The following is a 14,554-nucleotide window of genomic DNA, read 5'->3' as shown; positions in this document are numbered from 1 at the left end:
GCTGGAATATAGTCATCATGGAACAAAACGGAAAGCGCTTTCCGTTGGTGGATAAGGTAATTGTGACCGCGATCACCTGAGGGAATCTTTCACTTTGTCCGGATGTGCGAGATCATCGCGGCTATTCACGAACTATTAAGGTCGAGTTATGAACATTCATTTGATGAATGTTGCTGTGGATTTGATTGAGCAACGTCTCACACCAGCAGCCAATATAATCACCAGAAATCAACATATTACCGCGATGCGGGACGGCTTTTCCCTCGCCATGCCTTTTGTGATTGTGGGAAGCCTGATGGTGCCACTGCTGTTTCCACCGTTCGCCATTTCAAGTGCATCGCGCCTCGGACACGTCTATCTGCTGCTGCGTCCGATGCTGTTGCCAACCTTTGAGCTGACGCTCGGACTGGTGGCGCTGATTGTCGCGTTTGGTGCCAGCGCCAGTCTGGCCAAGCAGTATCAACTGCCGGAACGGCTGTGTGGACTCACCGGTTGCCTCTCCTTTTTGCTGTTCATTGGCTTTCGGGATAACGGTGCAACGAATATTTTTCTGGGCGGGATGGGGCTTTTCACTGCGCTCATTTCAAGCGCTTACTCTATTGAAATAATAAGGTTTTTCTACAAAAGAGGGTGGTGCATTCGTCTGCCGGAGGAGGTACCGGTGATGACGCGAAATGGTTTCCAGCTGCTGATGCCGCTGCTGGTGATCATGCTCTCCATTAGCGTAATGAATGCCGTGATGCTGCAGACGACCGGACAAATTTTGCCGCAGCTGATTGGCGAGGCCTTACGCCCGCTTATCGTGGCATCCGATACCCTTACGGCGGTGCTTATCTCCTTGTTTCTGTGTAATCTTTTATGGTTCGTCGGTATTCATGGTGCCCTGATCATTACGGGCATCATGAACCCGTTCTGGCTCACCTATCTGTTTGAAAACCAGCGGGCCCTGGCCGCCGGGGAAGCCGTGCTGCCCCATATTTATCTGCAGGGATTCTGGGATTTTTATCTGCTGATTGGCGGTATCGGCTCTACGCTGCCGCTGGTCTTTATGGCGATGCGAAGCCGATCCCGGCAGTTAAAGAGCGTCGGGAAAATTGGCCTTCTGCCGTCGCTGTTCAACATTAACGAGCCGATATTGTTTGGTTTCCCCGTCATCATGAACCCGGTTTTTTTACTGCCCTTTGTGTTTGTACCGCTGATAAATGCCTGTATAGCTTGGTATTTAACCCAGCTTGGCGTGCTCGACAGAGCCGTCGCCATGCTGCCCTGGTCTATGCCTTCACCGCTGGGCGCAGCCTGGTCGGCGAACGGCAGCTGGAAAAATATGTGCATGTGCCTGTTCGCCTTTTTCAATGCATGGATGCTCTATCGCCCCTTCTTCAAGGTTCATGAACGCCAGTTGATGCAGCTGGAAAAATAATCCCCGCCTCCCTGCTTCTGCCCGTTCCTGATGGGCAGAAGATTATTTCGTGACATTCTTCACAAAAATTTTCTCTTTGATCTTAAATTTGTGATTCAATCCGGCAAACATGGAAAGCGCTTTCCGTTTGTGGATGTACATTTCCGAATTTGATCCTTACATTTCCCCTGCACGTTTAACCGTGAAAATAAAAATTCAAAGGGAACCTATGCAAACGTTAATGAAATCAATACCTCTGTCCTTGATTGCTCTTACTGTCATCAGCGGTTATGCCAGCGCCGATGAGAAATATGATTTCGCCCTCCACGGCTATTTACGCTCGGGTATTCTTGCCAATAGCGATGGCAACCGGGTCGATTCGGTGGGGCTGATGCCTGACGGGAAATGGCGTCTGGGTAACGAAGAAGATACCAAAATTGAGCTGATCCCGACGGTAACGCTGAAGTCGGATTCAGGCGCAGTCGCACGTATTCAGGCCAACCTGACGCACCAGACCAAATGTACCGCCGACTGGAACTGTACTGACGATGACGGCAAAGAGACCCAGTTCCGCGAAGGGTTTGCTGAATTAACGAATCTCGATTTTGCCCCGGACATGACCTTCTGGGCCGGTAAACGCTACAGCAGCTCCAACCTTTCCAGCCACCAGTTCGACTGGGAGTACATTCAGTACAACGGAACCGGGGGCGGGTTCGATAACCTGGATTTAGGCTTTGCGCGCTTTGATGCGGGTGTGTATGCCTTCTCGACCACCGACGAAGCCAAAGCTTATCCGGTAGATCTGGGGGATCAGGGCTATCCGGATGACTATTCGCTTAACCTCTGGTTTAAAAAGATCGGCGGCACCGGGCTCGACGTCGAACTTATCGGCCACCACATGAACCGCAATGAAAACCATCCTACCTCGGCTGAGAAGGGGTACGGCGTGACGGCGCTGTACAACTTTGACAGCTTCTACGGCCTGACCAACGGATACTCCCGCATCGCTTTCCAGTATGGCAAAGGCCTGGCCGCCGCGGATTCGCTGGGTAAAAACGGCTGGGGCTGGGCAAACCTTGAGGATACGCAATCCTGGCGCGTCGTGCTGGACAGCATGGCCAACCTGGGTGACGTGGAAGTATCGACCTTTGCGTTTTATCAGAAAGACAAAAACTACCGCTGGTGGACCAACGACGATGACGGCTGGGGACGGTCCATGTGGGTAGCGGGTATCCGTCCGTATCATCAGATAACCAAAAACTTCGCCATGCAATATGAGGTGGGCTACGAATATCTGGATGATAAAAACTACATGGGCGTAAACGGTAAAGGGAAAGGTGGCCTGACCAAGGTGACCATTGCGCCGACCCTGACCTTTGATTCAGGTTTCTGGAGCCGTCCGCAACTGCGCTTCTTTGCCACCTACGCAAAATGGGATAAAGGCGTCTCGGATGCGATGGACAGAAATTACGACTGGAGCACTGGCACCCTGAGTCCGGGGGGATATTCACGTAGCGGCGATACCGATACGCTGAATTTTGGTGTGCAGGCTGAAGTCTGGTTCTGAGGAGAAAAGAGATGGCTTTCCCGATTCGAAAACTGCTTCTCGTCTCCTTACTCTCCGCGCTGGGAAGCGCGGGGGCTCTGGCGGCCGAGCAATCCCATTTTGAACACTTTATTACTCGTGATGGCGCAGCGTTAAAAGATGGCGATCGCGTCTTTCGCTTCGCCGGGATCCACGCCCCGGAGCTGCATCGTATAGAAGATGACGCGCGCGGAACCTGTAAGGCGGATCCGCGCGGCTGGGGGCAATACTTTAGATGGCCGACTGCTGAAGAGCAGGAGAACTGGATCAAAGCGCTGGTGCAAACCGGTGCTAAAGCACAGCGCGTATATGTGCTTTCCGTGCAGCAGGAAAATGATGCTGCCTGCGGACGTGAGACACATATTCTGGCACCGGCAACGCCGGACGGCATGCCGCGGCTGAATGAAACGGCCATGAAAGTGTATGACAACATGATTGCCGAGGCGGATAAGCAGGGGCTGCGCCTGATTCTGCCGTTTATTGACCACTGGTGGTGGTGGGGAGGACGCGAACAGCTGGCCGCGTTTTATCATGAAAAGCCGGAAGATTTTTATCGAACTGACAGTAAAACCTACCGTGCTTATCAGGATGTGATCCGTCAGGTGATTACCCGTACCAACACCATTACGGGACGCCATTACTACGATGAAAAGGCGATCATGGCCTGGGAAACGGGTAATGAGCTGGAAAACACCAATGCTGATTTCCTGCAGAAAACGTCGGCCTGGATCCGCAAGTGGGCGCCCCATCAGCTTGTCGTCGATGGTACCTATAAAAAGGTGAATGATTTCGCGCTCAACGATCCGAACGTCGACATCATCAGTAACCACTATTACACCAACGCCGAGAACAACCACCCCGAGCAGGTTCGTAAAGATCTGGAGGCGATTGGCGGCAAAAAGGTCTATCTGGTTGGCGAATTTGGTCTGCTCGATCAAAAAGACCTTAACACTATCATGCAGGCCATTGTGCATACCGAGGTCAATGGCGCGCAGGCGGCGGGGGGCTTTATCTGGGGCTTCCGTGGTCATCGCCATGATGGTGGTTTTTACTGGCACAAAGAGTTTACCGGGCACTACAGCTACCATCTGCCTGGTTTCCCGGTCGAGGGCAAAGCAAACCAGGAGATGGAGGTCGTCAATCTGGTGCGAACCGCCTCGGCGCAAATGGCGGGGCTGAGCCAGGCGCCGGCCCTGCCGGTCCCGGAAGCACCTAAGCTGCGCGAGAGCAACTCACCGTTTGCCATTAACTGGATGGGATCCCCCGTCGGGCGTTATTACGATGTGGAGAGAGCGACTCAGCCACACGGCCCGTGGACTCGCGTTGGTCAGGATATCTCTGACGGCAAAAATGAGTGGGATCCGGCAAAAATGGATCTCTTCCGTGATGACTATCGCAGCCTGACGCTGGGCCAGACTTACTACTACCGGGTGATCGCAAAGAACGAAAGCGGTCAGTCTGCGCCTTCAAATGTGATTCGCCTTGAGCATACGCAGAAAAACCTGCCGCCGGTCATCACTCTGCAGGAGGCGCTCTCTACCACCGTGGATAAAGGCGTTCAGCTCACCGCGGCCTGGCAGGATGACAATCTGCCGGAGCCGAAGGTCAGCGTGGCATGGCATCACGAAGGCAAGGATAACGTCCACTTTTGTGACAGCACCAAAGCGGAAACCCGTGCCTGGTTCTCGGCTCCCGGTGACTATGCGTTGACCTTTACCGCTGACGATGGACTGCTGAAAAGCAGCAAGACGGTAAACGTTAGCGTGAAGGCCGCGGCGGGACCCGTGCCGGCGGACTACTGTCATTTTGGCGGCGGAACGCTGGACGTCAGCAAGGGGAAACTAAACATCACCAAGAGCGATAAAGATACGTTAGCGATTGGTGAAGACGGTTTCCTTGGTCCTTTTGCCAATGACGGAGACAGCGTGACCTGGCAGGTTAACGCCCCCTGGGACGGTAAGTTTGCCCTGCACGTGAAATTTAACGGCAAATGGGGGAGTAAGAAAAACTCGTTCATTGTGAACGGCGGAACGCCGGTGAGCATTGAATTCCCGCAAACGGATGAGAAAGGCCAGACGATGATCGTACCGGTCGCGCTCAGGGCAGGGGACAACACCATTAGCTTTGGCAAGTTCTCTGGCGACTGGGGATATATGTTCATCAAATCAATTGAAGTCACTGCAGAGTAGTTATTTGGCTGCCCTGTTCGGGGCAGCCCTTTTTTTCATTCAGGAGGCGTTATGAACCGGTATCAATTCCCGGAAGGTTTTTTTTGGGGCGCAGCGGCATCAGGTCCGCAGACGGAAGGCATAGCCAATAAGCCGCACCGTTCTGTCTGGGACAGCTGGTTTGCCGAACAACCGGAGCGTTTTTTTCAGCAGATTGGTCCGCAGCACGTTTGTGAAACCTACAGTAAATATAAAGAAGACGTAGCCCTGATGAAGCAAACGGGGTTTAACTCGTTTCGAACCTCTATTCAGTGGTCACGTCTGATCGATGATTTCAAAACCGGACAGCCAAACCGCGACGCCGTCCGCTTCTATAACGATTACTTCGATGAAATGATTGCCAACGGCATCGAGCCCATCATCAATCTTTACCATTTTGATATGCCCGAGGCGCTGCAAAAAGCATATGGCGGATTTGAGTCATCCTACGTAACCGAGCTTTTTGCCCGCTTCGCCCGCACCGCGTTCGAGCTGTTTGGCCATAAGGTGAAATACTGGATAACCTTTAATGAGCCGATCGTGCCGGTGGAAGGCGGTTATTTATATGACTTCCATTATCCGTGTAAAAAAGATGGCAAACTGGCGGCTCAGGTCGCCTTTAATATTATGCTGGCGCACGCCAGGGCGGTGAATGTCTACCGTGAAATGGGCTTGCCGGGTGAGATTGGTGTCGTGCTCAACCTCACGCCTTCTTATACCCGCAGCGACAGCGAGGCCGATAAAAAAGCGGCCTGGTATGCCGACCTGCTGTTTAACCGTAGCTTCCTCGACCCGCTGGTTAAACATGAATTCCCCAAAGAACTGTGCGAAATCTTAACCGCAAACGGCTGCTTACCAGAGGTTTCACGGCAGGATGTGGAGACGATCCTGCAGTCGAGAATTGATTTTCTGGGGGTGAATTATTATGTGCCGAGAAGGGTGAAAGCGCGGGAAAGCGTTTACGCGCTCGATTACTTCACGCCGGAAGTCTATTTCGAAAATTATATTGATCCTCAGGGACGGTTTAACCCTTATCGCGACAATAACGAGATCCACCCGGAAGCTATCTATGACATTGCCTGCAATATTCGCGATAACTACGGCAATATTAAATGGTATCTGGCGGAAATTGGCATCGCGATGGATCTGCAGTCCGAAGGGCCGGTGCAGGCCGATGGCGTGATAGATGACACCTTCCGTATCGCTCTGATGGAGGAGCATCTGGCCCAGCTGCATCGTGGTATCGCTGACGGCGCCAACTGTTTTGGTGTTCATCAGTGGACCTTCATTGATAACTGGTCCTGGATCAACAGCTTCAAGCGGCGATATGGCTTCTGGCGTCTGGATTTAGCCACCGGGGAGCGACAAATCAAACGTAACGCATTGTGGTTTGCGCAGCTGGCGGCTGAAAATGGCTTCACCCCTGGCGAATGTGAAAAGGATACGCAATGAGTCAGCCTTTTTACCGGATGCGTAACGGCATCAAAAATTACGCCTGGGGCAGTCGGGTAGCGCTTAATCATCTTTTTGGCCTGCTCAACCCTGACGATCAACCCCAGGCCGAGGTCTGGATGGGAAGCCACCCCGCAGGCTGCTCGGAGATTGAAACCGATACAGGGTTACGCTCTTTACAGGACCTTATTTCACAGAGGCCGGCAGAGATGTTGGGCGCGTGCGCGGGAGAAACTGCGGGGCAGTTGCCTTACCTGCTGAAGTTGCTGTCAGCGGAGCGCGCACTGTCGCTGCAGGTACATCCCAATAAGCGCCAGGCAGAAGACGGGTTCGCCCGTCAGGGCAACCTGCCCGGAGAGGATTACACCGATGCGAACCATAAGCCCGAGCTGGTTTTTGCCCTGACGCCTTTTATGGCCATGAACGGCTTCCGGCCGTATCAGGAGATTGCTAATCACTTTTTGCGCCTGGATGCCCCGGCCCTGACGTCCGCGCTGTCGCTGTTTCGCAACAACCTGCATGCTGAAGGGCTTAAGGCCTTTTTTACGCGTCTGATGGCGCTTGAGCCGGCGGAAAAAGAGGGCGTGCTGACGTGTCTGGAAGCGCGACTTGCATGCGGGGTGTTTGCTCCGGTAGCGCCCTTTATCGAACGGCTACTGCGAGACTACCCGGGGGACATCGGGGCTCTGGCCCCGCTGTATCTGCACTGCATTACGCTTGCGCCGGGTGAGGCGATGTTCCTGCGCGCCGGTACGCTACATGCCTATGTGAACGGTACGGCGGTAGAGGTCATGGCCAGTTCTGACAACGTGCTGCGCGCGGGCTTAACCCCCAAGAACATCAACGTGGCAGAATTAGTGCGCTGTACGGTGTTTGACGAAACCCCAGCCGACCGCCTCAGGATGCATCCGCAGCGGGAAGAGGGGATGCAGCAATACCCGATCCCGGTAACGGATTTTCGCTTTAGCGTCATTGAACATTGCGAGCAGCAAAGCATCCGGACAGACCGTGCGCAAATTCTGCTGGTGCTGAAGGGGAGTGCCACGCTCAGCCACGCCGAGGGTGCCACCATGACGCTGAACGCCGGTCAGTCTGCGTTCATCCCGGCGGTCACAACCTTATGGACGTTGACTCAGCGCGGGCAGTCTTGCCTGGTAAGCTGATGACGTAAGGTTTTCACTGCCGTGTGCAGGCAGTATGTCGGGTATAAAAAAGGCTGCTTATCGCAGCCTTTTTACATTTAGTTTTTCGGGAAGATCCACACGTGCTTTTCAGGCAGCGAAAGGTGGCAGTGCAGCGGGTCCCGGGCCTCGTGACCATAGGCGCGAATGACAAAATCATCCCCCGGCGTGCGGAACAGGTATTCCCAGCGGTCGCCGAGATACATGCTGGTCAGTAACGGGAGCGCCAGCTGGTTTTCACCCGGCCCCTCGACCACCACCACGCGCTCGACGCGGATCACCGCGGTGGCGTCTTCACCGCTTCGTACCCCTTCACCGGCCTGGCCCCACAGCACCCAGCCTTTGCCTTCGATACGCGCTTTGCCGTCGCGTACTTCCGTAACCTTGCCGTGCAGGCGATTATTGCTGCCCATAAACTCAGCGGTAAACAGCGTTTTCGGCGAGCCGTACATCTCCTGCGGTGTGCCCTGTTGCTCGATTTTACCGTTGTTAAGCAGCAGGATACGGTCGGAAATCGACATCGCCTCATTCTGGTCGTGCGTTACCATCAGCGCGGATAAGCCCAGCTTGATAATCAGCTCACGCAGGAATACGCGAGCCTCTTCGCGCAGCTTGGCGTCGAGGTTAGAGAGCGGTTCATCCAGTAAAATGACCGGCGGGTTGTAGACCAGCGCCCGGCCAATTGCCACGCGCTGCTGTTGTCCACCGGAGAGCTGGTGCGGGTGGCGTTTGCCCAGATGGCCCAGCCCGAGCTGGTCCAGCACGTCCTGTACGCGCTGCTGGATCTCTTTGGCCGGAACCTTGCGCAGCTTGAGCGGATAGGCCACGTTTTCAAAAACGGTTTTGTGCGGCCACAGCGCATACGACTGAAACACCAGGCCCAGGTTACGCTCTTCCGCCGGGATCTCACTGCGCGGCGTGCCGTCATAGACTTTGTTTTTGCCAATGATAATCGAGCCCTGAGTCGGTTTTTCCAGGCCCGCCACCGCACGCAGCAGAGTGGTTTTCCCGCTGCCGGATGGCCCCAGCAGGGAGACCACTTCGCCGCGGTTGAGGTTCATGGAGACCCCTTTTAAAACAGGATTGTCGCCGTAGGTCAGGTGCAGATCGTTAACCGCTAATTCAATCATGTATTTTGACTCCGAAACGAAGGGCAATGCCCAGACCTACCACCACCAGCAGGATGTTAATAAAAGAGAGCGCCGCCACAATATCAATGGCTCCCGCGGCCCAGAGGGATACCAGCATCGAGCCGATGGTTTCCGTGCCGGGTGAAAGCAGGTACACACCCGTTGAATATTCGCGTTCAAAAATCAGGAACATCAGCAGCCACGAACCGATAAGGCCGTAGCGGGAGAGCGGGATCGTGACATGGCGGGTGATCTGGCCACGTGTAGCCCCCGTACTGCGGGCAGCCTCTTCAAGCTCCGGCGCGACCTGCAGCAGGGTGGACGAGATGAGTCTCAGCCCGTACGCCATCCAGACCACCGTATAGGCCAGCCAGACGCTGAAAATGGTGCTGCGCAGTGAACGTAGCCAGACAATCAGGTTTTCGCGCATCCAGTCGCTCCAGGCGAACCCGGAAAGCCAGCCCGATTTCAGCGAATTATCCAGCCACATTGGCAGGAACAGGAACACCCAGAGAAAGGCCAGACCCGCGAGCAGGCCAGGCACGGCACGCGGCACCAGGACGCTGTAATCCAGGAAACGCGTGGTATTGTCCGGTTTGCGGTGCATGGCGATACCGACAAACAGGTAGCACGCCACGGCCAGCGCGCCGCCAATGACCCCAATGGACATGGAGTTGACGATGGCACGCAGCAGGTTCGGCTGCGCCCATATCGTGCGAAAAGTACTCAGGGAAAGCTCGTCCCACAGTGAAACGCCCACGCCCCAGTTTGAGATAAACGCGCGCAATACCACGCCGAGCAGGGGAACGCCGATCGTGACGGTAAGCCAGAAGGCGACCACCGCGCCCGCCACCCAGCGCCATTTACCCAGAGGTAAGGCCCGGGCCTGGGACGCTTTGCCTTTCATGGTCACGAAACGGTTGGCGGTGCGCATCAGGCGACGCTGCAGCATGACCAGCGGAATGGTGATACAGATCAGCACCACCGCAACCGCCGCCATCAGGTGGTAGGAAGGGGTGCCAAGCTTGTTGGTCAGCTGGTACAGGTAGGTTGCCAGCACCATGTTGCCCTCCGGATCGCCGAGGACCAGCATCAGACCAAACACTTCAAGACCGAGGAAGAACAGCAGAACGATGGCGTACAAAATGGACGGGCGCACCATCGGCAGGCTGACCGAGGTCATCACCTGTAACGGCGACGCACCCGCGGTACGTGCGGCCTCTTCCACATCGGAACCGACGCTTCGCAGCGCGGACGAAATATAGAGATAGGCATGCGGAACATGCGTCAGGCCAGCAATGACCACGATGCTCGACATGTCGTAGATATTCCACGGTACGAAACCAATCAGCGCCTGCGCCCAGAGGGATAAAAAGCCCACCGGACCGGCGGCCACCACGTAGCCGAATCCCAGCACCATTGGCGACACGAAAACCGGCACGAGGATCAGCGGTTCAATCAGGCGGCGGCCGGGCAGGTCGGTACGCACCATCAGAAAGGCCAGCACGCCCCCTAACGGAATGGCGATGATGACCAGCCCGAAAGCGAGAATAAAACCGCTTTTCAGCGCCTTATAGAAATCAGGGTCGGTGAAGATAAAACCAAATGATTCAAGGCTCCACTCTTTTGCCGGTGAAAAGAACGGGGCGGACAAGAAGCTCTGTATCACGATAAACGACAGCGGCGTGTAGATAACCAGGGCGGTTATCAACACGACAATACCGCGCGGCAGGCTTTGCCACTTTCTGCGTAATGTATTCATGGGGTATCCCTGGTGTTGCAGCCCAGCAAAACGAACTCAGGTAACAGGAGCGCGACGACCCGCGTCGCGCTCAGACGCTTATTTGGCGGCAGCGGTACGCCACTGTTTGATGTACTCCAGGCGTTTTTTCGGCTGCAGATACTCCAGCAGGCTTTCATCAACCGGGATAGGTTTCAGCGCATTGCCGAGCACTTTCGTCAGGCCGTCGATATCATTTTTGCCGTCGATATCGTTACGAATGGACGGGATATCCGCCTGGCTTGCCAGAATACTTTGTCCTTTTTCAGACAGGACGTAGTCCAGCCACAGTTTCGCGGCATTGCTGTTTTGCGCCTGCTGGCTGATGAACGACACGCGTGATAACACCAGGGTGTAATCTTTTGGATAGGCGATCCCCAGCGACGGATCGTTCTTCGCGCGCGCTTCCGCGTAGGATCCGAGGATATTAAAACCGATCAGGTTTTCCCCTGATGACACCCTCTCCATCATGGTGCCGGTTGAAGACTGAACGGCTAAGCCCCCTTTGGCGATATCGGCCAGGGTTTTGAAGTAGTTAGGATCGGCCTTGTGATCCTGCACCGAGAGCATAAAGCCCAGACCCGATTTTTCGATGTCGTAGGTGGTGACTTTGCTCTTGAATTTATCCGTCTGGCTGGCAATAAGCTTAGCCAGCGCCGCATGGGAATCAGGCACGTCGCCCGCCGGGATCAGCCGTTTGTTGTAGATAAACACGACGGGCTCATAGGTGGTGCCGTAGGCTTTATCTTTCCAGACCGCCCATTTAGGCAGCTGACTTTGCTCCGGTGATTTGTACTCCATGGCGTAGTCGGTAGCGAGCTTCAGCCCGGTGTCCATGGAGGAGCTCCAGACCACATCGCCGCTACCGCCACCCGAGGCCTGTTCGCTGATAAAACGGTTGTACAGCTCGGTGCTGTTCATGTCGTTATATTCAACTTTGATGCCCGGATAGGTTTTTTCGAAGCCCTCAATCAGCGGCCCGGCAGCTTTGGTGTCGGTGGTGGAGTAGATCACCACTTTGCCCTCTTTGGTCGCGGCATCGACCATTTTTTGATAGTCAGCAGGGTAGCCCTGCGGCAAAGCAGACAGTGCGGAAGCAGAACACAGTACGGTAGCGGTAATCAGAGAAATTCGGAAGATGTTCGACATTATAGTTAACCTTTTAGTTACATTTGAGGAACTAATTGTCAACATAGCGCATAGCTCCGCGCCGACAATAGGGGGGCGCGGGTTGCGGTTCCGAAGTGTGATTGTCGGCGTCGTTTCAGCAATTAACACCATAAAATCCGCGACGCTTAGCAAACGAACGGTTACGGATTACGTTTTCTCTGCCGCTTTGCGGTAAAGCCTTCTGGGATGTCCGATATTGCCATACAGCATTTCGATGCTGATTAACCCACTTTCCACGCAGTATTCCAGATAACGGCGGCCCGTGGTTTTGCTGATGCCGACGTATTCCACCACCTCTTCCACCGACATTGTTTTTTCGGGGTGTTCCGCAAATAAACGCTTAATACGGTTCAGGGTGTGAGGCTCAATACCCTTTGTGGACGGGGTCTGCGAGGTGTCCGCGGCGGGGAGGTTAAACAGGCGATCCAGCGCATGCTGGTCGACAACCTTCACCTGCTGCACGGTGTGGATGAAACGCATAAAACGCTCCAGCGAGGCGTGCAGACGCTGGAAAAAAACGGGCTTAATCAGGTAGTCAAACGCGCCGCTGCGCATGGCATGGCTACAGGTCTGCATATCGCTGGCTGCGGTGATAAAGATCACCGAGCATTCATAGCTTTTGAGGAGCGGGTTATCGATTAACGCCACGCCTTTACCGTCCGGGAGATAATTGTCCAGCAGTATCAGCCTCGGCTGATGCTGGCGTATCAGGTTACACGCCTGCTCAATCGACGCGGCAATGCCCACCACGCGCAAATGGAAATTTTGCTCGATATACTCGCGATGCAGTTCCGCCAGGTGCGGCTCATCCTCAACAATCACAACATCAAGTGCTCGGGTCGTGGTCATGCGTTAGCCCTGTCGAACGGGGAGTGGATTGGGAATAAACACAGAGAATATCGTGCCTTGAGGAGCGTTATCCGTTATCTCAATGCTGCCGCCCGCCTTGTTGATATAGCCTGCCACCAGAAACAGGCCAATACCGTGCTCTGTGCCCACAATGTCGTTCTCGCTTTCCGGCTTACTGCTGAATCCCTGGCGAAAGAGATGCGGTTTCATCGCCTCATCCACCCCGCAACCCCGATCGGCCACCTCTATCAGCAACTCCTGGTTGCGATCGGAAATGTAAAGCTCTACAGGTGCGGGAACCGGGGCTTTCAGGGTGGCGTCAACGGCGTTATCCAGCAGGTTGCCAATCACCGACACCAGCTCCGTTTCCGTGATGCTGGCAGGCATGCGGGTGAGCTGGCAGGCGGGATCAAACTGCAGTTCAACGCCCTTTTCCCGGGCGCTGACATATTTCCCTAGCAGCAATCCGCACAGGGCCGGCGAGACAAAATGGGCTGAGACGAAGTCCAGCACGCGCTGCGCCCCTTCTGACTGTGCCTGGATGTAACGGATCGCCTCGTCATAGTGTTTCATCTGCAGCAACCCCACCAGCGTGGCGGTCCAGTTCAGCTGTTCATGACGCATAATGCGCAGGTTATCCGCATAGCGTTTAATCTGGCTTAGCTGGCTGCTGAGAGTGTTGATATCATTCTTGTCGCGAAAGCTATAAACCCAACCGCTTTCAACACCAGGTTCAACCTCAATCGCCACGCGGTTCACAATCACCTCGCGCTGGTTAAGCACCGCAATCTGGTCGTGGCTGCCGCGGCTAACCGAGGCGTAGCGCTGAGATAAAAAACCGGGGGACGTTTGCAGAACGTCTTCCAGCGGTTTGCCGATAAGCGCTTTCTCACTTTGATGAATATCCAGCATCTCTCTGGCGGCACGGTTAATTAAAATCAGCTGCTTTTCTTCATTGACGGCAAATACCCCTTCATACATTGCTTCCAGCAGCGCGCGTTGCTGTAAGACCAGTTGCGCAATATCTTTTGGCTCAAGGCGGAACATCTGCTTTTTAAGATTGCGGGTAAACAACCAGGAAAAAATAAACAGTAACAGCAACAGACCCATACCGTATAACCCGGACTGCCAGAGAATACGCGCATTGATATTCGCAATGTACGACGTCAAATAACCGACCGAGACAATCCCAATCACCTGATGCTGCGCATTAAAGATGGGCGCTTTGCTGCGCAGTGAAACCCCAATCCCACCCTTACGCACCGAAATAATTGTTTTGCCTTGTAATACCTCCGCATTATCCCCGCCGATCATCGGTAAATTGATGCGCTCCGGAGATTCTGAATGATAGAGATGCTGTTCCCGGGTATCGCCAATGACAATATAACTGGCATCACTTTCGGCCCGTATAGGCTGAATTAAACGGGCGATGGCGGGGATATTTCTGGCCGCGACGTTTTCCGCCAGACCCGGCATCAACGCGATTTCGCTGGCCTGAACCCGGGCGCGCTGGCCGAGATCGTGATGCAGTTGCCGGTCAATAAAATGAAACAGGATGGTTCCCAGCAGAACTAACAGCAGGCAGGAGAAGCACACCAGCGCTAAAAAAAGTTTTACCTGAAAAGAGAGTCTGCGTTTCATACGACCTGACGCGGGGAGTCTGATTAGAGCGGTCTGCGCAGACTGACATGAGGAAATGGGGGATGCAATCTGGCGAAAACAGAGTTGTGACCTGGCTTTTCGTTTTGGGGGTTATAGCTATCAGGATCGCGTAAGGCTATGCTTCATCCAGCACCCGAAT

At 54.5% G+C, this 14,554-nt stretch carries 10 protein-coding genes; 5 read left to right on the top strand and 5 right to left on the bottom strand.

Annotation, left to right across the window (positions count from 1 at the left end; translation table 11 throughout):
* Positions 1-148: 148 nt before the first annotated feature.
* The 5 genes from F8561_RS03810 (at position 149) to manA (ending at position 7,806) form a co-directional block, all read left to right on the top strand.
* On the top strand, positions 149-1,420 hold the full coding sequence (locus F8561_RS03810; protein ID WP_020883745.1) for a PTS sugar transporter subunit IIC: 1,272 nt from the start codon (positions 149-151) through the stop codon (positions 1,418-1,420).
* A 208-nt stretch (positions 1,421-1,628) separates the two neighbouring features.
* Positions 1,629-2,966: a maltoporin gene (locus F8561_RS03805; RefSeq protein ID WP_025203318.1), complete on the top strand. Its 1,338-nt coding sequence runs from the start codon at positions 1,629-1,631 to the stop codon at positions 2,964-2,966.
* Between the two features lie 11 nt (positions 2,967-2,977).
* Positions 2,978-5,173: a CBM35 domain-containing protein gene (locus tag F8561_RS03800; protein WP_134179545.1), complete on the top strand. Its 2,196-nt coding sequence runs from the start codon at positions 2,978-2,980 to the stop codon at positions 5,171-5,173.
* Positions 5,174-5,224: 51 nt separating this feature from the next.
* On the top strand, positions 5,225-6,643 hold the full coding sequence (locus tag F8561_RS03795) for a glycoside hydrolase family 1 protein (protein WP_032678911.1): 1,419 nt from the start codon (positions 5,225-5,227) through the stop codon (positions 6,641-6,643).
* Positions 6,640-7,806 carry a mannose-6-phosphate isomerase, class I gene (manA, locus tag F8561_RS03790; RefSeq protein WP_151887165.1) on the top strand — a complete coding sequence of 389 codons (1,167 nt, stop codon included), beginning with the start codon at positions 6,640-6,642 and terminating at the stop codon, positions 7,804-7,806. The genes F8561_RS03795 and manA overlap by 4 nt, the downstream gene beginning before the upstream one ends.
* A 77-nt stretch (positions 7,807-7,883) precedes the next feature.
* On the opposite strand, the gene F8561_RS03785 is transcribed toward manA, so the two are convergent.
* The 5 genes from F8561_RS03785 to F8561_RS03765 form a co-directional block, all read right to left on the bottom strand.
* The gene (locus F8561_RS03785) at positions 7,884-8,954 is read right to left on the bottom strand and encodes an ABC transporter ATP-binding protein (RefSeq protein WP_134179541.1); all 1,071 of its coding nucleotides are present in this window, start codon (positions 8,952-8,954) and stop codon (positions 7,884-7,886) included.
* A complete protein-coding gene (locus F8561_RS03780; RefSeq protein WP_020883752.1) occupies positions 8,947-10,716 on the bottom strand; it encodes an ABC transporter permease in 1,770 nt (589 codons plus the stop codon). Before F8561_RS03780 ends, F8561_RS03785 begins: the two co-directional genes overlap by 8 nt.
* A gap of 78 nt (positions 10,717-10,794) precedes the next feature.
* Complete coding sequence (locus F8561_RS03775) at positions 10,795-11,883, bottom strand: ABC transporter substrate-binding protein (protein ID WP_020883753.1); 1,089 nt, start codon at positions 11,881-11,883, stop codon at positions 10,795-10,797.
* A 168-nt stretch (positions 11,884-12,051) separates the two neighbouring features.
* Positions 12,052-12,753, bottom strand: coding sequence for a response regulator (locus F8561_RS03770; RefSeq protein ID WP_134179539.1), 702 nt, complete (start codon positions 12,751-12,753; stop codon positions 12,052-12,054).
* Positions 12,754-12,756: 3 nt separating this feature from the next.
* Complete coding sequence (locus F8561_RS03765) at positions 12,757-14,394, bottom strand: sensor histidine kinase (RefSeq protein ID WP_032678909.1); 1,638 nt, start codon at positions 14,392-14,394, stop codon at positions 12,757-12,759.
* Between the last annotated feature and the right edge of the window lie 160 nt (positions 14,395-14,554).

The sequence above is a fragment of the Enterobacter sp. 198 genome (genome assembly GCF_009025585.1).
Lineage (GTDB): Bacteria > Pseudomonadota > Gammaproteobacteria > Enterobacterales > Enterobacteriaceae > Enterobacter > Enterobacter ludwigii.
Note: the sequence above shows the minus strand (reverse complement) of the source record. Positions and strands in the feature narration are given on the sequence as shown.